The organism is Pseudomonas sp. 7SR1 (assembly GCF_900156465.1).
In the GTDB taxonomy this organism is placed as follows: domain Bacteria; phylum Pseudomonadota; class Gammaproteobacteria; order Pseudomonadales; family Pseudomonadaceae; genus Aquipseudomonas.
This window is the reverse complement of sequence record NZ_LT707064.1, coordinates 833,312-857,826: the sequence shown is the minus strand read 5'-3', so window position 1 is coordinate 857,826 and position 24,515 is coordinate 833,312. Positions and strand designations below refer to the sequence as shown.

General features: G+C 63.0%; 15 protein-coding genes. 6 read left to right on the top strand and 9 right to left on the bottom strand.

What is annotated here, in order from left to right:
• Window positions 1-52: 52 nt before the first annotated feature.
• From BW992_RS04010 to BW992_RS03995, 4 genes are all read right to left on the bottom strand, one after another.
• Window positions 53-781 (bottom strand): cobalt-precorrin-6A reductase, encoded by a 729-nt coding sequence (locus tag BW992_RS04010; RefSeq protein WP_072397845.1) that lies wholly within the window; start codon window positions 779-781, stop codon window positions 53-55.
• On the bottom strand, window positions 778-1,875 hold the full coding sequence (locus tag BW992_RS04005; protein WP_072397844.1) for a cobalt-precorrin-5B (C(1))-methyltransferase: 1,098 nt from the start codon (window positions 1,873-1,875) through the stop codon (window positions 778-780). The genes BW992_RS04010 and BW992_RS04005 overlap by 4 nt, the downstream gene beginning before the upstream one ends.
• The gene (cbiE, locus tag BW992_RS04000; protein ID WP_076405649.1) at window positions 1,868-3,079 is read right to left on the bottom strand and encodes a precorrin-6y C5,15-methyltransferase (decarboxylating) subunit CbiE; all 1,212 of its coding nucleotides are present in this window, start codon (window positions 3,077-3,079) and stop codon (window positions 1,868-1,870) included. Before cbiE ends, BW992_RS04005 begins: the two co-directional genes overlap by 8 nt.
• A gap of 118 nt (window positions 3,080-3,197) precedes the next feature.
• The gene (locus BW992_RS03995; RefSeq protein ID WP_072397842.1) at window positions 3,198-4,109 is read right to left on the bottom strand and encodes a zeta toxin family protein; all 912 of its coding nucleotides are present in this window, start codon (window positions 4,107-4,109) and stop codon (window positions 3,198-3,200) included.
• A gap of 331 nt (window positions 4,110-4,440) precedes the next feature.
• Between BW992_RS03995 and cobG the strand changes: the two genes are divergently transcribed.
• The 5 genes from cobG to BW992_RS03970 all read left to right on the top strand — a co-directional run bounded on the left by cobG (window position 4,441) and on the right by BW992_RS03970 (window position 16,167).
• Window positions 4,441-5,760 carry a precorrin-3B synthase gene (gene cobG / locus BW992_RS03990; RefSeq protein ID WP_076405646.1) on the top strand — a complete coding sequence of 440 codons (1,320 nt, stop codon included), beginning with the start codon at window positions 4,441-4,443 and terminating at the stop codon, window positions 5,758-5,760.
• Window positions 5,753-6,379 carry a precorrin-8X methylmutase gene (locus BW992_RS03985; RefSeq protein ID WP_072397840.1) on the top strand — a complete coding sequence of 209 codons (627 nt, stop codon included), beginning with the start codon at window positions 5,753-5,755 and terminating at the stop codon, window positions 6,377-6,379. The genes cobG and BW992_RS03985 overlap by 8 nt, the downstream gene beginning before the upstream one ends.
• Window positions 6,379-7,110 carry a precorrin-2 C(20)-methyltransferase gene (locus BW992_RS03980; RefSeq protein WP_072397839.1) on the top strand — a complete coding sequence of 244 codons (732 nt, stop codon included), beginning with the start codon at window positions 6,379-6,381 and terminating at the stop codon, window positions 7,108-7,110. The genes BW992_RS03985 and BW992_RS03980 overlap by 1 nt, the downstream gene beginning before the upstream one ends.
• The gene (cobJ, locus tag BW992_RS03975) at window positions 7,107-8,807 is read left to right on the top strand and encodes a precorrin-3B C(17)-methyltransferase (protein ID WP_076405644.1); all 1,701 of its coding nucleotides are present in this window, start codon (window positions 7,107-7,109) and stop codon (window positions 8,805-8,807) included. The genes BW992_RS03980 and cobJ overlap by 4 nt, the downstream gene beginning before the upstream one ends.
• A 289-nt stretch (window positions 8,808-9,096) precedes the next feature.
• Window positions 9,097-16,167, top strand: a complete 7,071-nt coding sequence (locus tag BW992_RS03970) for a TcdA/TcdB pore-forming domain-containing protein (protein ID WP_076405642.1) — start codon at window positions 9,097-9,099, stop codon at window positions 16,165-16,167.
• Between the two features lie 36 nt (window positions 16,168-16,203).
• Here BW992_RS03970 and BW992_RS03965 read toward each other — a convergent pair whose 3' ends face one another.
• Window positions 16,204-16,854: a hypothetical protein gene (locus tag BW992_RS03965; RefSeq protein WP_072431723.1), complete on the bottom strand. Its 651-nt coding sequence runs from the start codon at window positions 16,852-16,854 to the stop codon at window positions 16,204-16,206.
• Between the two features lie 214 nt (window positions 16,855-17,068).
• Here BW992_RS03965 and BW992_RS03960 point away from each other — a divergent pair, with 214 nt between their 5' ends.
• Window positions 17,069-17,887 carry a hypothetical protein gene (locus tag BW992_RS03960; protein WP_072397835.1) on the top strand — a complete coding sequence of 273 codons (819 nt, stop codon included), beginning with the start codon at window positions 17,069-17,071 and terminating at the stop codon, window positions 17,885-17,887.
• 12 nt (window positions 17,888-17,899) lie between these two features.
• Here BW992_RS03960 and BW992_RS03955 read toward each other — a convergent pair whose 3' ends face one another.
• From BW992_RS03955 to purH, 4 genes are all read right to left on the bottom strand, one after another.
• Window positions 17,900-18,496 carry a MarC family protein gene (locus BW992_RS03955; protein WP_072397834.1) on the bottom strand — a complete coding sequence of 199 codons (597 nt, stop codon included), beginning with the start codon at window positions 18,494-18,496 and terminating at the stop codon, window positions 17,900-17,902.
• A gap of 62 nt (window positions 18,497-18,558) precedes the next feature.
• Window positions 18,559-21,330, bottom strand: coding sequence for a hybrid sensor histidine kinase/response regulator (locus tag BW992_RS03950; protein WP_072397833.1), 2,772 nt, complete (start codon window positions 21,328-21,330; stop codon window positions 18,559-18,561).
• A gap of 99 nt (window positions 21,331-21,429) precedes the next feature.
• Complete coding sequence (gene purD, locus BW992_RS03945) at window positions 21,430-22,725, bottom strand: phosphoribosylamine--glycine ligase (RefSeq protein WP_072397832.1); 1,296 nt, start codon at window positions 22,723-22,725, stop codon at window positions 21,430-21,432.
• Between the two features lie 155 nt (window positions 22,726-22,880).
• Window positions 22,881-24,488: a bifunctional phosphoribosylaminoimidazolecarboxamide formyltransferase/IMP cyclohydrolase gene (gene purH, locus BW992_RS03940; RefSeq protein WP_072397831.1), complete on the bottom strand. Its 1,608-nt coding sequence runs from the start codon at window positions 24,486-24,488 to the stop codon at window positions 22,881-22,883.
• Between the last annotated feature and the right edge of the window lie 27 nt (window positions 24,489-24,515).

Here is a 24,515-nt window from a genome sequence, read left to right as displayed (position 1 = left end):
TTCGCAAGGGAGCGTTCTGTCGTGGTGGCGACAAAATCCATGGCGCTTGATCTCAGGATCCGCGCGACGTGGACAGCGCTGCCAATAGCTCGTCGAGCGTCCCGAATTCCCGGTCCACTTCCGGCAATGGGGGGCGCTTCAATACCAGCACCGGTATCCCGCGTTCGCGAGCCACTTCCAGCTTCGGCTCGGTGGCCGTACTACCGCTGTTCTTGCTGATAAGCACATCGATCCGCCGTCGCTCGAACAGTTCGCGTTCGTCTTCGATATTGAACGGCCCGCGGGCGCCGATGACTTCGCAGCGTTCATTGCCGGGGTAAACGTCCAGGGCACGCAGGGTCCAGAACTGTTCGGGGGGAATTTCGTGCAGGTGCTGCAACGGTTCGCGGCCCAAGGTGAACAAGGGGCGGCGGAACGGCTGCAGGGCCTGGATCAGCGCGTCCCAGTCGGCCACCTCGCGCCAGTCGTCACCGGCCAGGGGGTGCCATGCCGGACGGCGCAGGGCCCAGCAGGGGAGGCCACAGGCGCGGGCCGCCTGGGCGGCGTTATGGCTGATCCGGGCGGCGTAGGGATGAGTGGCATCCAGCAACAGGTCGACGTGGTGCTCGCGGATGAATTGCGCCAGCCCTTGCGCGCCGCCGTAACCGCCCACGCGAACCTGGCACGCCAGGTCCGTGGGAACACGGCCGATGCCCGCCAGGCTGTAGATATGGTCAGGCCCCAGCGTACGGGCGATGGCCAGGGCTTCGGTGACGCCGCCCAACAACAGGATTCGATTCATTGCAGGGCTCCGGCATGACCGACGATCCCGCCCTGGCGGTCGATGGCGAAGACTTCGACCTGAACCTGGGCCGGTACGATGCTCCGGGCGAAGGCCAGGGCGTGCCCGCACACCGCGTCGCCCAGGGCGATGCCGGCGGCGCTGGCCATTGCCAGGGCTTGCTGGCTGGTGTTGGCATGGCGGATGTCATCTTGCAGAGCTTCATCGGCACCGACAGCGGCCGCCCATGCCGCCAGTTGTGGCAGGTCGATGCTCGAATGACGGCTGTGCAGGTCCATGTGCCCGGCGGCGAGCTTGCTGATTTTGCCGAAGCCGCCGCAGAGGCTGAGCTTTTCCACCGCAACCTTGCGGACATGCTTGAGTACGGCGCCAACGAAGTCGCCCATTTCGATCAGGGCGATTTCCGGCAGGTCGTAGACCCGGCGCATGGTGTCCTCACTGGCGTTGCCGGTGCAGGCGGCGATGTGCAGGTAGCCGTTGGTCTTCGCCACGTCGATGCCCTGGTGGATCGACGCGATATAGGCCGCGCAGGAAAAGGGCCGGACGATGCCGCTGGTGCCCAGGATCGACAGGCCGCCGAGAATGCCGAGCCGTGGGTTCATGGTCTTCAGCGCCAGGGCCTCGCCGCCCTCGACGTTGACGGTGACCTCGAAGCCCCCGGTGTAGCCGGTCTCCCCGGCCAGGCGGCCGAGGTGATCGCCGATCATCTTTCGTGGTACCGGATTGATCGCCGGCTCGCCGACCTCCAGGACCAGTCCCGGCCGCGTCACGGTGCCCACGCCGCGCCCGGCCAGGAAGCGGACCCCGGGCTCGGGCATCAGTCGGACCTGGGAAAACAGCAGCGCCCCGTGGGTGACATCCGGATCGTCGCCGGCGTCCTTGAGTGTCCCGGCCTCGGCCCCCAGTTCGGTCAGTCGACAGAACTCCAGGCGCATCTGCACGTGCTTGCCCTTGGGCAGGACGATCTCCACGGCGTCGGCACTGATGCCGCACAGCAACAGGCGCGCCGCCGCGAGGCTGGTGGCGGTGGCGCAGCTGCCGGTGGTCAGGCCGCTGCGCAGGGGGGCGGGTTGCTCGGCGGTTTCGTCACGCATCGAGGGGTTTTACCAATTCCAGCAACGTGATCGGCAGCGCCTGGCGCCAGGTGTCGAATCCGCCCAGTGGCTGGGCCTGGGCGACATGAATGCGGGTCAGCTCGCCGCCATGACGTTCGCGCCAGGCCATGAGCGCCACCTCGCTTTGCAGGGTCACGGCGTTGGCCACCAGGCGTCCGCCGGGCTTGAGCCGGCTCCAGCAGGTCTCGAACACGCCTTCACGGGTGACTCCGCCACCGATGAATACGGCATCCGGAGCGTCCAGCCCCTCCAGCGCCTCTGGGGCTCGCCCACGGATCAATTGCAGGCCGGGCACACCGAGGGCGTCGCGATTGCGCTCGATCAGGTCCTGGCGTTGCTCGTCCGCTTCGATGGCCAGGGCGCGGCAGCTTCGATGGGAGCGCATCCATTCGATACCGATGGATCCGCTGCCGGCGCCAACGTCCCAGAGCAGTTCGCCGGGCGTCGGGGCGAGGCGGGCCAGGGTGATGGCTCGGACATCGCGCTTGGTCAACTGGCCGTCATGTTCGAATGCGTGATCGGGCAAGCCGGCCAGGCGTGACAGGCGCAACGCCGTGGGGTCGGCCCGGCACTCGATGGCGATCAGGTTCAGGTCGGCGACGGCCGGATCGGCCCACTGGGCCGCGCTGCCCTGGATTCGCCGTTCCGCCGGGCCGCCGAGATGCTCCAGCACGGTCATGGGGCTGGGGCCGAAGCCGCGCTCGCGCAGCAGCGCCGCCACTGCCGCCGGGCTATGACGGTCATTGCTCAGCAGCACCAGCCTGACGCCCGTGGACAGACAGGCGTTGAGCGCCGCCAGGGGGCGTGCCACCAGCGACAGGGTGAGCACTTCCTGCAACGGCCAGCCCATGCGTGCCGCCGCCAGCGAACAGGACGAGGGTGCCGGGATGACCCGCATCTGCTCCGCAGCCACCTGCTTGGCCAGGCTGGCCCCCACGCCGTAGAACATCGGATCGCCGCTGGCCAGTACGCACACCGGCTCGCCGCGGCGTGCCAGCAGCGGTTCGAGGGAAAACGGACTGGGCCATGGCTCCCGCTCGCTGCGGATGCAAGCCGGCAGCAACGCCAACTGACGGGCACTGCCGACGATACGCGGGGCCTGCAGCAGGGCGTGGCGAGCCGTGCGGCCCAGGCCTTTGAAGCCGTCTTCGCCGATGCCCACGATGGTCAGCCAGGGGGTCATCTTTGTTCCTCGAATGGGGTTGTTTGATTGGCGAACCGTTGCGTTCGCGAACCGGGCCGCCATCATAACGCGCCGAAACCCGTGGAAGCAGGATCCGCGCGACAAGTCGATGCCAGCCTTATCGACAGACGTACCTGAGGATATAGGCGTATAGGTCGTTGAAAACGGCGTCGGGCACGTGTTCGGCGTGTACTCGTGCCTCGTGGAGCGCCAGGTGGCATTGCCTGACCATTTCCTCGCGATCGCCAATGAGCTGGAGTCGATTGTTGACAATGGCTTCAAAGACACTTGCGTAGGCCACCTTGGGCCCGTCTATGACCAGGGCCCCGTTCGAGCCCCGGGTATAGGTATTCTGGACGCGCAGCAAGCGCTCCCGGAGCTGGCCGAGCCCGCGCTCGTAGAGGAACATCCGAGAGCCGTCGACTGCTTTGGCAGCGGTCTCGAGAGCGAGGATCGTCGCCTGGGCGTTAGCCAGGCTGGCATTGAGCGCCGACAGCGGGACGAACCTTTCCATCTCGTTTTTTTCCAGGCTCCTGAGTGCCCGGTGAATGCTCGACAGGTGCGCGAATTCTTTCTTGCAGGCAACGATGTGGGTTTCGAACTGGTACCCGGCGGCTGTCGCCATGGGGGGGAAGGTAACGAAGTCGATGCTGTCGAAGGCGCATTCCATGATGATGTTGTACCTGCACTGGAAGGCCTTCTCGAAGATTTTCGTGCTGACTTCCCGGACAAACGCCTCCGTATGCTCATAGGCGTGCGATGCGCCGTGCTTGATCATCTGTGGGTACTGCGGATGTTTTTCCCGGTACTCGGGCAGGTACAGGCGTACGTAGTTGTCGTAGCGCCGGGAGGGCAGGAGGTTCTTTTCCAGCAGATAGGTTTTGCCCGAGCCTTGCGCTCCGGCAGTGACCAGCATCCTGGGAACCGCCTCGGCCGTGATGCCACTCAGCAGCGTGGCAATGATTTCCTCGTACGCGGCGGTGACCTGCGCCGATGTGTAGGTGTAGGTGTGGTTCGGAGCGTGTGACATCCCTGATTTCCTTATCGAGGATTGGTTGAAGTAATCGCCTGCCCTTTGAATAAAGCGGTGTTTTCCGACTTGTTCAAACCAGTCCTGGTTTCAATTCATGTCACTGTTTTTAAAGGTAAAAAGTACTACGAGGCAGGCGACGGGATCCCACGCTCCGGGGGCTTGTCTGCCTTCGGCAGAAACTCGCTGGCGAGGTCGTCGGCCAGGCCGTGAGGGACGCGATTGGCAAGGGGGTTGCGCAATCCGACCGGCAAGCTTTTCATGACCCCCGGCAAAGCAGGCATAATGGCCGTCCTTCGCCGCCGTGGCGTGCCTCATTGACCGGTTTCCCTTGAACGAACGTCCATCCTCCTGCGTCATCCGCCCCTCGGGTTGTCCGGGGTTGCTGCGTGTCGTCCAGGCGCTGGACGGCGGGATCTGTCGGATCAAGCTCGACGGCGGGTCCATCCTGGCAGTCCAGGCTGAAGCCGTGGCGTCGGCGGCCGAGCGGTTTGCCGGTGGCGTCATCGAGGCGACCAATCGTGCCAACCTGCAGATCCGCGGGATCGGCCTCGAGCAGGAGGCCCTGATCGCCCAACTGCTGGCCGTCGGCCTCGGCCCTCATAAACCGGCCGGTGACGATGTCCGTAACCTGATGCTCAGCCCGTCGGCCGGGATCGACCGGCAGATGCTGATCGACACCCGGCCGCTGGCCGCGCGGATCCTGCTCACCCTGCAGACCCATGAACGTTTTCATGAGCTGTCGGCCAAGTTCGCCGTGCAACTGGACGGCGCAGAGGCCATGGCGATGCTCGAACACCCTCACGACCTGTGGCTGTCAGCCCTGGTCCAGGACGGTGAGCCTTGGCTGGCTTTCGGGTTGGCCGGCTCGCCACTGGATAAGCCGGCCGGGAGGGTGCCGCTGGGACAGGGGCACGCCCTGGTGGTGGCGGTGCTGGAACTGTTTCTCGACCTGGCCCGCCCGGACCAGACGCGCATGCGCCACCTGCTGGCGCAAATCACGGTGGATGCGTTCATCGCTCGATTGGCTCAACGCGTCCCCCTGCAACCATGCGGTGACTGGCGACGTCTCCCGTCCGAGGATGGATTGCACATCGGCATCCATTCTCAGCACGACGAGCGATTCTACGTCGGCGCCGCGCCCCCCTTGGGGCGGCTCGACGCCGCCATGCTGCGCGGCGCGGCGCAACTGGCTCGGGACAAGGGCGATGGCAGCCTGCGCCTGACCCCCTGGCAAAGCCTGTTGTTGCCCAACATCGACCGCCAGGACGCGGACGAAGTGCTGGCGCGGCTCGAAGAGCTGGGCCTGGTGGGCTCGCTCGCCCGCCCCCTGGCGCACCTTATCGCCTGCACCGGCTCCAGTGGTTGCGGCAAGGCCCTGGCCGACACCAAGGCCGATGCCTGGCAATTGGCTGAACGGCTGCATGGCCAGGGCCGCGCCTTGAAAGTCCATTTGTCCGGCTGCCCGCGTTCCTGCGCGGCGGCCCATATCGCGCCCGTCACCCTGCTGGCGGTCGCCCCCGGTCGTTACGACCTCTATCTTCGCGATGCCGCGCTGCCGGGTTTCGGCGCGTTGCAGGCGCACAACCTGACAATCGAGTCGGTCGGCCACTGGCTCGACGCTCACCCCCGGAGTCCCCTTGATGCTTGATTACATCCGCGACGGTCAGGAGATCTATCGCAACTCCTTCGCGATCATTCGCGCCGAGGCGAACCTGGCGCGTATCCCGGCCGACCTGGAAAAACTCGCCGTGCGGGTCATACACGCCTGCGGCATGGTCGAGGCCGTGGATGGCCTGCAGTTTTCCGAGGGCGCGGGTACCGCCGGGCGCCAGGCGCTGGCCGCCGGTGCGCCGATCCTTTGCGATGCGCGCATGGTGTCCGAGGGGGTGACCCGGGCCCGGCTGCCTGCCAACAATCCGGTGATCTGCACATTGCGTGACGAGCGCGTGCCGCAACTGGCCCATGAGCTGGGCAATACCCGTTCGGCAGCGGCCCTGGAGCTGTGGCGCCCGCACCTGGAAGGCAGTGTCGTGGTGATCGGCAACGCGCCGACCGCGCTGTTCTACCTGTTGGAGATGCTCGATGCCGGCGCGCCGAAACCAGCGTTGATCCTGGGATTCCCGGTGGGCTTCGTCGGTGCCGCCGAGTCCAAGGCGATGCTGGCGGCCGACAGTCGTGGCGTGCCGTTCGTGATCATGCAAGGCCGGCTTGGCGGCAGCGCCATGGCCGCCGCCGCTGTCAACGCCCTCGCCACGGAGATTGAATGATGCAGCAGCCTGGACGTCTGATCGGCCTCGGCGTGGGCCCCGGTGATCCTGAACTGATCACGCTCAAGGCGCTGCGCCTGCTGCGGGAGTCGCCGGTGGTGGCGTACTTCGTTGCCAAGGGCAAGAAAGGCAATGCCTTCGGCATCATCGAAAGCCATCTGCAAGCCGAGCAGACGTTGCTGCCACTGGTCTACCCGGTCACTACCGAGGCGCTGCCGGCGCCGTTGTCCTATGAACAGGTGATCGCCGATTTCTACGATACCGCCGCCCAGCAATTGGCGGTGCATCTGGATGCCGGTCGCGACGTGGCGGTGATCTGCGAAGGCGATCCGTTCTTCTATGGCTCCTACATGTACCTGCACGATCGCCTGGCCGAGCGCTATGTGGCCGAAGTCATTCCCGGCGTCTGTTCGATGCTGGGCGGGGCCTCGGTACTGGGAGCGCCGCTGGTGTATCGCAACCAGAGCCTGTCGGTGCTGTCCGGTGTGCTGCCCCATGAGGAACTCAAGCGCCGCCTGGCCGATGCCGATGCGGCGGTGATCATGAAGCTGGGGCGCAACTTCCCCAAGGTCCGCCAGGTGCTCGGTGAGCTGGGCCTGGACGGGCGGGCGCTCTACGTCGAGCGGGCTACCATGGCCAATCAGAAGATCGTGCCGCTGGATGAAGTCGAGCCGATGTCCTCGCCGTACTTCTCGCTGATCATCGTGCCGGGCGAGCGGTGGCAAGGATGACGTCCAGGACTGCGGCAATCGTCATCCTCGGCCCGGGCAGCCTCGCAACGGCCCGGCGGATCCAGCAGCGCTATCCCGACGCGTTGATTCACGGTCTGGCCGGGCGGGTCGAGGGTGTGGATCGCTCCTACACCGAGTTTGGCGCGACGCTGCGCGAGCTTTATCAACAAGACACGCCGATCATCGCCCTGTGCGCGGCCGGCATCGTCATCCGTACCCTGGCGCCGCTGTTGCTGGAAAAAGGCGCGGAGCCGCCGGTGCTGGCAGTGGCGGAAGACGGCAGTGCCGTGGTGCCGCTGCTGGGCGGCCTGGGCGGCGTCAATGTCCTGGCCCGGGAGATTGCCGATACCCTGCAGGTCGCTGCGGCGATCACCACCAGCGGCGAATTGCGTTTCGGCACTTGCCTGTTGAATCCGCCGGGCGGCTATCGCCTTGGCGACCTTGAACAGGGCAAGCGCTTTGTCTCCGACCTGCTGGCCGGCGAGACGGTGCGCATCGAAGGCGCCGCATCCTGGCTGGACCAGGCGCAGTTGCCCCAGGACGCTCAGGCGCGCCTGGCGATCCGTATCGATTGCAGTGCGGCCCCGCCGTCGCCTGACGAGTTGCGCATCTACCCGCGCCAGGTGGTGGTGGCGATAAGGACAGGCAGGTCGGAGGTTGCCACTGTCGTCGCAGATGCCTTGCGCCAGGAGGGCCTGGCGGTGCAATCGCTGGCGTGCCTGCTGGCCCCTGACACCGACATGGCGCGTCCCGGGTTGCATCAGGCGGCCTCGGCACTGGAGGTGCCGCTGCGCTTCGCCCCGGCCGGTAACGATATTGCCCGGTGGATGAGCGAGTCCCTCGGCCAACCGGCATCGCTACGGGTCACCGCTGACCTGGCCATCGCTGTGGCCAAGCACCCCGTCGACCCGCAACGGATCGGCCGTCCCCGGGGGCGTCTGGCGGTGATCGGCCTGGGGCCTGGAGCGGCGCAGTTGATGGTGCCGGCGGTACGCGCCGAACTCGACCTGGCCACCGATGTGCTGGGCTATGAAACCTATGTGCGGATGGCGGGGCCGTTCCGGGCCGATCAGGTGCAGCATTGCACCGACAACCGTGAAGAAATGCAGCGTGCCCGGCATGCCTTCGAGCTGGCCGCCCAGGGCCGACGCGTGGTGGTGGTATCGTCCGGCGATCCAGGCGTGTTCGCCATGGCGGCAGCGGTGCTGGAAGCGCTCCATGAGTCGCCGGATGTCCACTGGCACAACGTCGATCTGCAGATCCTGCCGGGCGTCTCGGCCTCCCTGGCTACGGCCGCCCAGGCCGGTGCGCCCCTGGGGCACGATTTCTGCGTGATGTCGCTGTCGGACAACCTCAAACCCTGGTCGGTCATCGAGAAGCGCCTGGACCTGGCCGCACAGGCAGACCTGGCCCTGGCGTTCTATAACCCGATTTCCCGGTCGCGGCCCTGGCAACTGGGACGAGCGTTGGAAATCGTCGCGCACCATCGCAGCCCTGAGACGCCGGTGGTCCTGGGGCGCGACATCGCGCGCCCGGGCCAGACGCTGCGGGTCACCACACTGGGCCAATTGACGCCGGACCAGGTGGATATGCGCACCATGGTGCTGGTGGGCTCTTCCACCACCTGTGTCTTTCCTCGCGCCGAAGGTGGCGACTGGGTATATACCCCACGCTGGTACGGCGAAAAGCCTCTTTGATGCAACTCGGCAGCCCGCTCGGGCTGCCATCACCCCGAGGTCTGCTTGGTTGCATGCGGTCGGTAAAACAGCAAGTTGTCGATAAGTTTGGCTGGTTACATGCTGTTCGGTTTTTATTTGGTAATTCATTCGGTTTGAACGACGAAGAGTGGTGAGTTAGTTTTGCGCCACCTTATCGGGCGTACTGCGTTCTGAAAGTTTATGTCCACGTGCCTGGATGCACGTGCAGTTTGCTGTTGCCGAAAACCGGCTTCGGCATGTTCGTATGCAATAAATGGAATTATTGGTGATGAGTGAGAGCGGAATAAAATCGACGCAGGGTTACGTCGATTTCATGGGTTTATTGAAACTCAAGGATCTTGAACAGGCATTGATGCCGCATAAAGGCACTGATCGATACGAGGCGGTGCTGCGTTATTACTTTGGCTGTATCGCCTCGCTGGATTCGCCATCGATGTTGGAGCCGCTCGGGTTGCTCAAGCAGGCGTTGAAGGCATTCCAGGGCGTCGGACGTCATCGGCGCACGGCGGAACCGGCGCCGTCCGGCGCTGCCGAGTCGATGGACCTGGCGCACATCTGCACTGCCGTCGAAAGTTTTGAGGCGCGTCTGCAAAACAGCGTCGAAAAGTTGAGGGCAGCGGCGCTCGAAGTTCCGAAAAAGTTGCATTTCGTCTGGCTGGGAGGCGGCATTGGCGCTATTCAGCGCGACTATATAAATATCTGGCAAAAGGTGATGGTCGACGATGGTTATCAACTTAATCTCTGGTATGACAGCGATGCGTTGTTGGCTTATGAAACCAATCGGATCATTGTCGAAGCCGCCAAGGCCGATGCCATGCTCAATGGTGCATTGGACATTACCGATGCATTTGAATTGGGCGACCGCTACGAAGAGCGGGTGATTGTCCTGAAGCAGCAGATGTTTGCGCATATCAAGGATGTGGTGGAAAGCGGCGGTAGCGCCGATGACGCGAGGATCGATCTGCTGGTCCGAGCCTATGGCCAGGACAAGGCTCGGCTGACGGCCTTGAAGGCGGCCAACCTGCTCAGCCTTTCGGCAGTGGCCGAAGGGAGCCTGACATTGCGCGATCTTGCCCGGGGCGAGGCCCCCTTGCAGTTGCAGGATATCTACGAGCGGGAGATCAACCTGCGTTGCAACCTGGCTTCCGGCTCGGATGTCGTGCGTGTCGAAGCGCTTTTCGGCGAAGGCGGGTTCTACGCTGACGTCGATAACCTACCGCCTTTGCTGGATAAACTGGGCGCTGTGGATATCAGCGCCTTCCAGACGGACGCCCGCCTGGGTGTGCTGCAACTGTTGCTCGATCGCAACCCTGAGTGGATGCCGGGTCGCCAGGCATTACGCAGCCGATACAAGGACTATCAGGACCAGGTCCCATTGCAAAGTCGTGAGGCCCTCGAGCGTTTCGCCGACAGCAAGCCCGGGCTCAAGCAGGTATTTCGCATACCGGCGCAGCGTCTCGCCCGGCCTTACGAACTGCGCGCTGTAGCCGAGCAGCATTCGATGAGCAACGCGTTCCTGATGGCTCATCCAGGGGCGGCGATGCTCAAGACCGTCATCGACCGCTTCAGGCTCAACTATGAACTCGTCGATGCCACCGCGCACCTGGCCGATGAGCAAAACGTTGCCTTCACCGATATCCGCACCATGGAACAGCTTGCTTCCCAGGCCGCGACAGCGATCTTCGGCAACTTGCACGAGCTACCTCCGGAAGAGGAGATGGCGATTTCTTTCCTGGCTCAGGCCGCCGCCACTTACTACAGCGACGGCATCCGCCCCCAGAGCGAAGTGACCATCTACCTGACCGGGCCCGGAGCCATGCGCGCCGCCATGCTGGATTATCAGAAGGCCAATTTCACCCCTCGAAGTGCCGAAGGATGGAGTAGCGAGCTCGCCATACCTGCTGTCGCAACGGTGAACCGGGCCACCGAGGAAGAACTGGACCATTCCTGGAAAGAAAACGAAAGCGACGTCGTGCAATGGCTGGGCAATGAGAAAAAACGCTGGCAACAGGGCCTCTTCCAGGCGCGTTACGCCGGTGAGCTGGCGGAACTGCTCAAATACCGCACGCTTCAGTTCGATGAAGGCTGGCCGGTGGTTGAAGGGCGTCACGTGCTGTCCACCGACTTGCTGCAGCATCTGGCCGATCAGTTGGGCGAGCCTTTCATGGCGATGATGGGGCGCAGCCATACCGGCGTGGTGGCCTTCGACCAGCCCATACCGCTGAGTTTCGATGCGCGCCAGGCAATTCGCGCCCAAGGTTCCAGCCTGTTGGCGCCTGCCTCGTTGGGCGATCCGCAGACGCAGCGGCTTTCTGTTGCCGAAGTGCTGGGCCAGCTCGCCGATGGCGATCTCGACGTGGTCCAGTTGAGCCCCTTGCAACGCCTGCTGTTGGGTACCTTGATCGGCGCGAAGTCCCTGGACAACCGCAACTTCGATGCACTTCGCCCGCACCTGGACAACCTGGCCAACAACCTTGGCGAGCGGGGGACCGTGGGCAGCTACGCCATGATCGAGCAGGCGTTGTACCGACAGCAGGCGCCGGCATTCCTGGCCGGACTGGCTGACCCGGTCGAATATTCGCTCCTGCATTCGGACACTGCCCTGGGCCTGAAGAAAGACGCCTTGGAGCGGCCGCTGACATTGCGCCAGTGGGGGCGCCAAGTGGCCCGGATCCAGCGACTGGCGCAGCTCGAGTTCCGTATCCGGGTCACCGAGCGTGTCGGAGTCGTACTGGATGGTTTCGAGGCCGACGTGACCAAGCCTGTGCCCCAGGATCTGCTGCTGCAGGGCGAAGGGGACAGGGTGGGCGGACGTTGCTATCCATTGACCCTGGCCATGGCGGCGGCCTTGTCGACGGGAAAAGCGGCGGTCAACACCTTGCGCGAGCGCTTCTACTTGGGAGCCATCGAGCCCGAGGCAAGCGATTGCGTGACCTTCCTGCAAGGGGTGGAAGCATTGCGTGAGGTGCAGGTCGGTGACGTCGGCAGCGCGCTGGCGCGCTCGGACCTGAAGCAGGTCGTGGAGGCGTTGCAGGCCAGGACCACCACCAGCACGTTGATGCTCAGCTCCGACAACCACGCCATGCTGGTGGCCAGGACTGTCGAAGGCGAGCGCAGTACCTATCATTTCTACGATCCGAATTTCGGTGTCTTCGAGTTCGAGCACGCCACGCGGTTCAGGCAAGCGCTGGAGCGGTTTTTCCTCGATCAGGGAATGGCCGGCTATTACGCCGCCTACGGCGACGCGACGCGTCCCACCTTCGATCTGCTTGAACTGGACGGTACGCGCGTGTCGAAAATTGCGTTACCGGGTGCGATCAAGGTCTCGGACCTGCTGCATCCCGGTGCCTTGCCAGGACAGGCGCAACATCCTGTCCAACAGCGGCTGGCCTCTGCCCGTGGGCAGTCGCTGATGAGCAATCCCCGACTCGGCAGTTGCCTGCTGGCGCTGGATGGTCATTGGTGGGGACAACAGATCGCGCAAGTGACTACCGGCCTGCGTCAGCAGGATCAGTTGGCCCCCCGGCTCGTGCCTTTGTTCGAGACCCTGGAGATCATGTCGGATGGCACGTACCGGGTGAGCCTGATCGATCCTGAAGAGCCCGAGCACCTGGTGCGGGTCACGTCGGATGACCACCGGCTCCTGCGGATCAAGAGCTACCTGTCGGAACGCTTCCTGGCCTTGGCCAACAAGCCTTCCCTGCCCAGCGATCCTGCCGAGGTGGGCAGTGTCCACACCCTCAATGCCGGCTTCGCCATCCAGGCGCTGATGATGGCGCTGACCGCGCATGAAGGGCCTGATCGACCGCTGTCCCTGGCAGTCCGGCTGCACGCCTATGTCAATTACGCGCAATTGGTGCATGGCGTCGTGTCCGATGTGGCGGGCCTGGTCGGGCTGGTCCGCCAGGCGCTGGCAGAAGAGAAACTGATCGCCCGCACCGTCGCTCCCGTGGTCAAGGCGGCCGTGGGGTCTGGCTTGAGCGAAGCGACCGGCGGCCTGCTGCAACTGGCGAATGTCGGGTTCGACATCTATCAGTTGGCCACCGCGACCAACGAAGTCGCACGTGCCCAGTTCGGTACTCAATTGGCGTTCGACTCGGCCGGCCTGGTGTTGTCGGCCGGAGCACTCGCTGCGGGCTCCGCCACCGCAGGGGCTTTTCTAGGCGGGGCGGGGGTGATCCTGGGCGGGTTGGCGGTGGGGGTGGCGGCGTTGGCCCAGGGGTTCGCGACCATTGCCGAAGAAGCCAAGCAGGTCGGGCTGTTCTTCGACGAGATGACAAAGGCGCATCTGCAGCCCTATCGGTTTGACGCCCATGGCAACGCGTGGCTCCCGAACGCCTCGTTGATTGTCCGGACACTGGACCTGGCGCGCGGCCAACTTCAGCTGGACAGTCCCAGGTTGTACCCGTTGCGGGATCATTTCGGTGTGCCGACGTTCGATCTCGACTATGACCGTTCGATCGACATCCGCAGCGAATTGCGCCTGCCCGGTCGGGTCATGTTCACACCGCCCGCCGGGCAGGCCATCATGCTGCCCGGCACGCCGCAAGCCTGCTATCGCTATGAGTACAAGGCGCTGCCATTCGCCAGCCTGCGCCATGATGCCGGGTTCGACACGGCACGGCGCCTGGAGAAGAGGAAAGCCGATGGCGGCTGGCTGTTCCTGTTTTCGTTCTATTCGTTTCCCAGCGACTACATCCTGTACCGCCTGGTCCCGGATTACCGGCCAACGGTCATCGATGTGCTGCTCGACGACCACGAGCGTTCACTGGTGGTGCCTGCCATCCCCACGGACTGGCGCGGGAAGATCGCCTATCAGATCCGCAGCGCCGGCAAACGCTGTGCGGTAACGCTCAATCCTGGCGTGAGCCTCACCCTGGAGTCGTTGAGCCTGCAGGAGGCCAGTTGGGTGCTGGACGCTCCTTGGGCCAGCGAGGACGATATCCGCCTCGAGCGCTACACCAGGATGTTCGTTGGCGATGTCCAGGTGAACTTCACGGGGACGCGCCGCCACGCCATATTGCTGCGCATCAGCGGGAATCAGGTGTTCCAGGTCGAGATGACGCAGCTCAAGCTGGCCCTCATCGAGCAGGACGTGCCGCCAGGCATGGATCGGCAGGTGTTGCAGGCGCACCTCAAGGCTCTGGCCCGCGAGCATCGCCTGGTGATGCCCTACACGCCTGTGCACCACTATCTGGTTCCGTTCGAAAAGCCGGACGAGCCCCGTTATCTCACGGCCTGGTATGACGCCCGGGAAGATCGTTTCCTGTATATCCGCGACGATGTACCGGGTGCCGAGGATGCGATCCTGGGGACCGTGGTGGGCGGCTACGCCTACTTTTTCGAGCCGGCGAACCTGATCGTCTGGCAAGTCGATGCGGTCACCGGGCTGCTGAGCCACCGTTATTGGCTATGGCCTGCGAAAGACAGGCAGACGATCATCAAAAGTGTCGAGGCGGATGCCCAGGGGGTGGTGCATGTGGCGCAGGAAATCACCCGCGAGGACCAGACCACCGAGGTGCTGGTCTATGTCATCCACGATGGGCAACTGCTGCTGAGTTCCGTGACCCGGGATCTCGATCCGACGCTTGAATCGGTGTTCAGCGCCAGCGAAACGCTGGCCGACTGGTCGCAGGTACTGGGTGCTGGCTACCCCTTTACACCGTACGTCGCTGACCGTACCTATGCCACCGTCAACTGGCAGCCGGCCCCCTTTGTTTCGGTCTGCTGGAAGATCGACGAGACGTTGCGAGACATGGCCTGGGTTCGCCGCAGCGATCAGTTGATCATCCGCCCCTCGCCGAGACGCAATCATTACCGTGGGTGGCCGGACTCGATCAAGAACCTCACCGATCTGACGCTGCTCACACCGGCGCAGGGGAGCGATGTGTTCGTCATCTACGACAGGACCAGGCAGGAGCTGTGCCGCAGGCAGCGCACCCTGGTGGAGGGAAAAGGGCAGTGGTCCAACCGATGGCTACGCTCCGAGAAACTGGACAATATCATCGCCGTCGAGGACGGCTATCTGGCACTGATGTCCGATGGCCTGTTCTACAACCTGACGGACCAGGGACGCCAGGAACTGGGCGGTGTGACCGAACATTGGTTCAAGGACCGCGCGTACTGGTGGTCGGCACTGGACCCGTTGGCCCGGCGCTATCCGGGCAGGCCCCTCGCCTTGATCGGCCTGGCCAACTTCAAGGGGGATGCGAAGCTGGGGGCCTGGTACATCGACAACAGATTGCTGTTGATCGACCCGGGGCATGGCAAGGAGTTGCGACTGCTCAGGACGACTCCGGACGGCGAGGCGGCCTGGCTGTTCAATGTTTCAAATGGTGAAGTCTATCGCCAGGCGTTCATCGATCCGCAACGCCTGGAGCCGGCCTTTGGCGAAGGCTCGCAATTGTTGCAGGCTGACGCCCTGCCCGTCCCGCAACGCGTATGGGCGCCCTGGCAGTTCGCCGAACTGACGGTCGAAGGGGCTGGCTTGCGTGGCGTGACATTCGAAGGCGTGGTGGTCTCGTTGCGAGAGCCGGAGCCGGCGTTCATCACCGGTGTCACGCTGGAGTGGAGCATCGCTCAGGGGGGGCGCGAGCATGAAGGACTCAAGCGATTGCTGGAGTATCCTTTCCATGGCCCGCTGTTGTCGGTGGAGGATCCCGATAACCTGAAATGGTTCGTCACCCAGAGCAAACGCCTGATACGGGTTCCACGGACCGCGATTCCCGAGTCCTTCGAAGTGCTTGGGACGAAGAAGCAAACCAACCTGCTGATTCACGAAGGCCGCCATGGAAAACTGCTGACCTATCCGGACATCGGGCATGCGGGGCCCCTCAGTTATGTGCAGCGCGTTGGCGAGGTCATGGTCATGGAAGGGCAGACCAAGATCGACGATTTCCTGCCGCTCATGCCCGACGGCATCACGACCCTGGTCCTGCGCATGGGGCAAGGCACGCAGAGCTACCGATTGTCGAAAGCGGCCTGGTTGAGGCTCGAGTCGGTCATTCTCAACTGCCGGCATACCCTGGACAACGCAGCGACAGAGCCGGGCAAGCTGATCTGGGAATTGGACGAACCGGAAAAGCTGCTGCTGAGTCTTGTCGATGAACACCTGGTAATCATCGACCCGGACAATGGGCACAGTGTGATATTCCGAGAAGCCTATGCCGCGGATATCAATCTGCGTGGAGAAGTGCTGCTCAGCTTTGAAGAACATCGGCGTTATGCTGTTTCGACGCTGGTCAAGCGAATGGACGCTCGGCAGAAGTCTCAGGACAGCATAACGCTGAAAGAGTTGCTGAGCGTCCCGCAAGTATTAGAGAGCAACCTGGTGGGTTGAGACGGCCTAAAGTGCTGAATTAGATCATTCTGCCATTCATGAGGCGATTCTCCTTAAATTGAATCGCCGCATGGATTGCTCGTTCAGTTTGTTCCTGATCAGTCCGCGCTTGCGCTCCAGTTCGCTCCTGTCCAATCTTAAAAAGATGCGTTGCTGGGTGATTGTGGCCGAGCGCTGTTCCCAGTTCCAGAACAGAAAACCACGCTTCTTGATGTTCACGTTCAATTGGAGTTTATACACGGCGATGTTCAGATTGTTTTGGGTGTCGTAGCGAGCCGGAATGATCTGGAACGATTCCCCCTCCCGGGTTTCATTGTCGAATGAAAGCATGGCCAGGCGCTCGATCTTCAACGCGTCGAGGGTGTCGATCATGGCGTTCGCCTGCCGCGAATCCCTCATGGACCAGGCGCTTTGGACCAGGAAGTCGGCCACGGAGCCCGATACGAGATGTTGCGTGCGGGTGAAGATGGAGTCGCCATGTAGCGCCCAGCCGAGGAAGTTCAGGGTGCGGGCATATTCTTCGAACCAGCCCTTGGCGTCGGTGTAGCGGTCATGGCCGAGGTCCGCCGATTGGGTGGCGATGTTGTTGCAATCGGCAATATCGTTGTGGTCCTGCAGGGACAGCGTTTCGATATAAGACAGCAGATTGGGGCCTGTGACCAGTCCGGTCAATGATTCGTCGTTCATGGAAGATTCTCCTTGGGAATGTTTTTTTATAAATACAGTGCAAGGAGAAAAGTGTGTATGGCTAACGCCGCTTATTTTGAGGCTGAATATTTTATTGTAATGAGCGGTTGTAACTACATACGCTGTAATGGGGCGGAGTTGTAGTGCGTTTGAATAATAAATTAGATTGACGCTGGTCCGCAGGAGCGGTCATTGAATAACCAAGGAAAGTTATATGGAACAGTTTGAAAGTAAAATCAGCGTTGAACAAAGTATTGAACTGATCGGCGCCCGTATCGACAGGCGCAAGGCGCTGGCTTCTGCCCATCGACGCGTGCGTCGTTCCGCAGAAATGCATGACAGCCCTACCAAGGCCCTGGATGCACTGATGCTGGGGGATGCGTTGCTGGGCTACGGCACGAACATGTCGCTCACCAACATGGCGATCATGGAAAACCTGATGACCATGGCGATCATGGAGGCCAACTACGAAGTGCCTCGCGGCAAGAACACCCTGGCCTGGTACGACGCCTTTATTCACTGTCTGCGGGACCTGGGGTGTTTCGTGGCCGATGATGGCTACACCCGCTACTCCGAAAGCTCCCAGCGGGTGGACATGGACAATGTCATCAGCGATATCGTCAAGGGGATCATCGACGGGGTGAAGGCCAGCGTGCCGGCGGCTTCGGTGCTCGGTGCCGTGGTGAACACCACGATCGACGGCCTGAAGCAGGACAACAACACCCTCAACCTGTTCAACAGCCAGGTCAAGACGCCCGAAGGGGCGCGCCTGTCGGTCATCCCTTGCGAGCAGTTGGCCAACGGTACCCTGATCGCTTCGTCTGCCTCGATCAGGCAGGTCGGTACTTCGAGTAACGGCGGCGTACTGTTCGTGAACTGGCAGTCCTCGGCGCGGGAAATCTTTCGCGGCAAATCGTTGGTGACCTTCAATCCGGCGCGCTACGAAGAGTTCCGGCAGGACATCGAAGAGTACCTGGGCGAGCACCGCAGGGAAGTCCTGCGCCAGCGATTCAACCGTCGCAGGCTGGGGTGAAGGGGCGTCGGGCTATGGCCCCAGATAGCCTTTCACCCCTGTGAAGATGATCTGCGCCGCCAGCGCGCAGACAAACAGCCCCATCAAGCGACTGACGATCTGCAAGCCCTGGTCACCCAGGATCCGCTCGATGCGGCTGGACAGGTAGAGCACGACGCCGACAGTGAAGCTGGCCAGGGCGATGCTGACGATGGCGGTGAGTTTGTCGTCCCAGTGCGGCTGGCTCACGCCCATCACCAGCAAGGCGCCGATGGTGCCAGGGCCGACAGTCAGGGGAATGGTCAGCGGGACGATGGTCACGTCCTGCTGAACGTTGTCGGTCTGTACGGCCGACTTGCCCTGGGCCATCCCCAGCGCCGAGATGAACAGCACGCTGCCAGCGCCGATACGGAACGCATCCACGGTAATGCCGAACACAGTGAAAATCACCCGCCCGAACAAATACAGCAAGACGCTGGAGACCAGCGTTGCGATCGCGACCTTCCAGGCCAGGCGCCGTTGTTCCTTGCGCGAATAGCCACGCGTCAGGCTGATGAAACAGGACAACACGAAGAAGGGGCTGTAGAGCACCAGCATCTTCAGGTAAACGCTGAACAGCACATGGAGCATGGTCGAGGCTCAAGGCAGAGAAGGACGACGGGAGTCTATCAGGCGATGGGACGTCTGTCGGCTCAGGACGTTTGCGCCGTGCGGTTCTGCTGTTCGCGCTGGGCCACCCAGTGTTCGATCAGCTCACGCAGTTGCGACAGTTCCACCGGCTTGGCCATATGACCGTCCATCCCTGCCTGGCGGGCCCGTTCCTTGTGTTCGGCCAGGATGTGCGCCGTCAGGGCGACCACCGGCGTGCGGGTCCGCTGGTTGCCCATCTCCCATGCACGCAATTGCTGGGTGGCGGAGAAACCGTCGAGGATCGGCATCTCGCAATCCATCAGGACCAGGTCGTAGCGTTGCTCCTTCATCGCCTTGAGGGCTTCTTCGCCGTTGCTGGCGGTGTCGGGTTGCAGGTTGAGCTTGCCGAGCATGCCGCGGATGACCTTGGTGGAAATGCTGTTGTCCTCGGCCACCAGGATGCGGAAGTCGCTGGGTACCTTCACCGGGGCGGTAGGCCCCGCGCTTGCCGGGGAACTGGGGGCGTGGCCCCTGTTGCGCTGGTTCAGCTCGTCGGCCAGGGTGGTCTTGAGGGTATAACCGGCCACCGGTTTGGCGAGGATGCGCTTGACCCCGCTGTTGCGTGCCACGATCTTGCTCGGCGCGTTGCTGATGCCGGTGAGCATGATCAGCAGGATATCGTGGTTCAGGCTCGGATCTTCCTTGATCTTGGCCGCCAGTTGCATGCCGGTCATGCCTGGCATGTTCTGGTCCAGCAGGACCACGTCGAAATAATCGCGCAGGTGCGCCTTGGTGCGCAGCAGCGCCAGGGCCTCCTTGCCCGATGGCACCGCGCTGACGTTCAGGCCCCAGGCGCTGCATTGCTGCACCAGTACCTTGCGGCAGGTTTCGTTGTCGTCGACCACCAGCACCCGTGCGCCTTGCAGTGGGCTGTCGAGGTCGGAGGTCGGGTGTTCGAGGCGGTCCGGGTCCAATGGCAGGGTCAGCCACAGGGTGCTGCCCTGGTTGCCGCTCTTGATGCCGAACTCGCCGTGCATCAGCATGATCAGCTGGCGGGCGATGACCAGGCCCAGGTTTCCACCCAGGCGCGTGGCCGAGAGGAAGTTCTTGCTGTGCAATTCGGCGTGCATCAGCGTGTCGCGCTCCTCGGCATCCATGGGCGATCCGCTGTCCTGCACCGCGATGCGCAGGCGCGGCTGCTTGCTGCGCTCGTCGAGGGCCACGACGATCAGTACTTCGCCTTCGTCGGTCTTCTTCAGGGCATTTTCCAGCAGGCTCAGCAACGCCTGGCGCAGCCTCGTCGGGTCGCCGCTGATTACCCGGGGTACCTGGGGCTGGATGAAACTGATCAGTTCGACATTCTGCTGTTCGGCCTTGGCGCGGAAGATGCTCAGGCAATCCTCGATCAGCGCGTTGAGATCGAACTGTACGTCGTCCAGCTCGATCTGGCCGGATTCAAGCCGGGAGATGTCGAGAATCTCGTTGATCAGGGTGAGCAGCTCGTTACCGGCGCTGTGGATGGTCTGCACGTAGTCGCGTTGCTTGACCGACAGTGGCGTGCCCAGCAACAGTTCGGTCATGCCCAGCACGCCGTTCATCGGGGTGCGGATCTCGTGGCTGATCTTGGCCAGGAATTCCGCCTTGGCATTGATCTCGGCGTTGCTGGCAGCCAGGTCGCGGCTGATGCTGAAACGACTTTCGTTGATCGAGCGCTGGCGCTCGCCCAGGGCGACGCTCATCAGCAGACCGCTGATGCAGATGAACACCAGCAACGTGACGATCAGGCCCTGGGGTGCCACTTCGGTGAGGCCTTGCAGCGCGGGCAGGATGATCAGCGTGCCGAGGTTGAAGACCACCATGGCCGCGACGAACAGCCGGGCCGGGCGGTAGCCCTTCTGCCAGTGCCAGGCGCTGACGAACAGCATGCTCAGGCCGGCCAGGGCCACCAGCGCATAGGTCATGATGTTGAGCGGCAGCGTGTTGACGAACAGCAGCAACAGGCAGCACAGCATGATGAAGACGATGTCCCCCAGCAGCAGCCGATTCAGCGGGTGCGGCCCCAGGGGCGCGAAAAAGCGGTAGGCGAACATCAGCCCGCAGGGCGCGGTCAGCAGCAGGGCCAGGTAGGCGCCAGGCGTCTGCACCGCTGGCCAGTCCGGTAGCCAGCCTCCCGCAAGGTTCAGCAACAGCACCAGGCTTAGCATCAGCAGCCCTTCACAGGCCGCCAGCCACAGGCAACTGCGTGAGCGGGTGTAGGCGTAGCGGGTGAGGTTGTGCAGGATCAGCATGGCGATGCAGCCGAACAGCAGCCCATAGATCAGGGTCTGGTTCTGGTCGGCGGCGGCCATGATTGCCGGTTGCAGTGTGATATAGGGACGCAGTTCGTGCCGCGATGCCAGCCTGAGGTAGACATCCAGGGGCTTGTCGCTGCGGGGCAGGGCCAGCATGACGTCGCTGCTGGGCACCGAAGGCTCGGTGCGAGGCTGGGCATTACCGCCGATCTGCTGGTCGATCAGTGCGTCGCCGTCCAGTACGTAGAGGTTCAGGCGCGACAGGTCGGGCGCGAAGATACGCAGGATCTGTTCATGTTTGTCGGGCGCCAGGCGAAAGCGCAACCACAGCGCGCCCCCCGGTTCGGCCGCCTTGAGGCGGTCCAGGTCGATGGGGCTGAATTGATTGGTGTAGCGGGCGGAGCGGATGTCGCTCAGCTTCAGGTCGCCCTGTTCGTCGAGCAATACCGCCCAACCACTGCCTGGCGCGGCCTGGGCCGGGAGCATGCAGAGCAGCGTCAGCAGGGTAACGGTAAAGCCTATGGCAATCCTGAGCCAGCGCACGGCGAGTTCCCTTCAAAGGTTGATGCCAGATTATAACTATGCGCGGCGTCCCGGCAGACAGGCAAGGGCCACACGCCCCTGCCTGGCTGAAAGGCCGGGTTATTGCAGATTTTCACCACGCTCGCGGGCAATGGCACGATAGCCGATATCCTTGCGGTAGAAACAGCCTTCCCAGTCGATGGCGGCGGCCAGCCTGTAGGCTTGCTGCTGGGCGGCGTCGACGCTGGCGCCCATGGCAGTGGCGCACAGTACGCGACCGCCGGCGGTGACGATCTGGCCATCCTTGAGCGCAGTACCGGCGTGGAAGACCTTGCCTTCCTGCTGGGCCGCTGCGTCCAGGCCATGGATCACGCTGCCCTTGGCGTAGTCGCCCGGATAACCTCCGGCAGCCAGTACGACGCCGACGCTCGGGCGCGGGTCCCACTGGGCTTCGACCTTGTCCAGCGCCTGGGCCAGGGCGGCTTCGACCAGCAGCACGAGGCTCGACTGCAGGCGCAACATCACCGGTTGGGTCTCAGGATCGCCGAAGCGGCAGTTGAATTCGATGACTTTTGGGTTACCGGCCTTGTCGATCATCAAGCCGGCATAAAGGAAACCAGTATAGACGTTGCCTTCCTCGGCCATGCCGCGCACGGTCGGCCAGATCACCTGGTCCATCACGCGCTGGTGCACCTGGGCGGTGACCACCGGGGCTGGGGAGTATGCGCCCATGCCACCGGTGTTCGGACCGCTGTCGCCGTCGCCGACGCGCTTGTGATCCTGGCTGGTGGCCATCGGCAGGACGTTCTTGCCGTCCACCATGACGATGAAACTGGCTTCTTCGCCGTCGAGGAACTCTTCGATCACCACGCGGGAGCCGGCATCGCCGAAGGCATTGCCGGCCAGCATGTCGCGCACGGCGGCTTCGGCCTCGGCCAGGGTCATGGCCACGATCACGCCTTTACCGGCCGCCAGGCCATCGGCCTTGATCACGATCGGAGCACCCTTTTCCTGCAGGTAGGCCAGGGCCGGTTCGATTTCGGTGAAGTTCTGGTAGTCGGCGGTCGGGATCTTGTGACGTGCCAGGAAATCCTTGGTGAACGCCTTGGAGCCCTCCAGCTGGGCGGCACCGGCGGTCGGACCGAAGCAATCCAGGCCACGGGCGCGGAACAGGTCGACGACACCGGCCACCAACGGCACTTCCGGGCCGACGATGGTCAGGGAGACGTTCTTCTCGGCAAAATCGGCCAGCTGTTCCAGGGCCAGCACGTCGATGGCGACGTTTTCGCACTTGGCTTCGATGGCGGTGCCGGCATTGCCCGGTGCCACGAAGACCTTCTGCACACGCGAATCCTGGGCCACTTTCCAGGCCAGGGCGTGTTCACGGCCGCCACTGCCAATGATCAAAACATTCATTTCAAAAACCTCGGATGACGCTGATTCTGTTGAGCATCGCGCAGATGCTTTTCTGTGGGAGCGAGCTTGCTCGCGATGGCGGCGTGTATTGGACTTCAATGTTGACTGATCCGACGCTATCGCGAGCAGGCTCGCTCCCACAGTTGATCGGTGTATCAATGACGGAAGTGGCGCATGCCGGTGAATACCATGGCGATGCCGGCTTCATCAGCGGCTGCGATCACTTCGTTATCACGCATCGAGCCGCCCGGCTGGATCACTGCGGTAATACCCACCTTGGCGGCATTGTCGATGCCGTCGCGGAACGGGAAGAACGCGTCGGAGGCCATGACAGCGCCCTTGACCTGCAAGCCGGCGTGTTCAGCCTTGATCGCGGCGATGCGGGCCGAGTTCACACGGCTCATCTGACCGGCGCCGACACCGATGGTCTGGCGGTTCTTGGCGTAGACGATAGCGTTGGACTTGACGTACTTGGCCACTTTCCAGGCGAAGATCAGGTCGTTGATTTCCTGCTCGCTGGGGGCGCGCTGGGTCACGACTTTCAGATCGTCGCTGCCGATCATGCCGATGTCACGGCTCTGAACCAGCAGGCCGCCGTTGACACGCTTGTAATCCCAGGCCGGTGCGCGGTCGGCCGACCATTGGCCGCAGGCCAGCAGGCGCACGTTGGCCTTGGCGGCGACGATGGCGCGGGCTTCTTCGCTGACCGAAGGGGCGATGATCACTTCGACGAACTGACGCTCGACGATGGCCTTGGCGGTCTCGGCGTCCAGTTCACGGTTGAAGGCGATGATGCCGCCGAAGGCCGATTCGGTGTCGGTGGCGTAGGCCAGTTCATAGGCCTGGCGGATACCGCCCTCGGCGTCCGGGCTGACCGCTACGCCACACGGGTTGGCATGCTTGACGATCACGCAGGCCGGCTTGACGAAGCTCTTCACGCATTCCAGCGCGGCATCGGTGTCGGCCACGTTGTTGAACGACAGCTCCTTGCCTTGCAGCTGGGTGGCGGTGGCGATGCCGACTTCGGCAGGCTTGGCTTCGACGTAGAATGCCGCGCTCTGGTGCGGGTTCTCGCCGTAGCGCATTTCCTGGGCCTTGATGAACTGGCTGTTGAAGGTGCGGGGGAACTCGCTGCGGCCTTCGGTGCTCAGGGTGTCGGCGGCCTGGTTCACGGTGCCCATGTAGTTGGCGATCATGCCGTCATAGGCGGCGGTATGTTCGAAGGCCTTGAGCATCAGGTCGAAACGCTGGGCATAGGTCAGGCCGCCGGCCTTGAGGTTCTCCAGCACGCTGGCGTAGTCGCTGGCGTTGACCACGATGGCCACGTCCTTGTGGTTCTTGGCTGCGGAGCGAACCATGGTCGGGCCGCCGATGTCGATGTTCTCGATGGCGGTCGGCAGGTCGCAGCCTGGCTTGTTGATGGTGGCTTCGAACGGATAGAGGTTGACCGCCACCAGGTCGATCGGCTTGATGCCATGTTCGTTCATGATGGCATCGTCAATGCCGCGACGGCCCAGGATCCCGCCATGGATCTTCGGGTGCAGGGTCTTGACCCGACCGTCCATCATTTCCGCGAAACCGGTGTAGTCCGCGACTTCCACTGCGGCGACGCCGTTGTCCTGCAGCAGCTTGAAGGTCCCGCCGGTGGAGAGAATCTCGACGCCCAGCTGTTGCAGCTCACGGGCGAATTCGAGGATCCCGGTCTTGTCGGAGACGCTGATCAAGGCGCGGCGGATCGGCAGGCGGGTGGTCTGGTCGGTCATTTCAATTTCCATCAAAAGCAAGGGAAG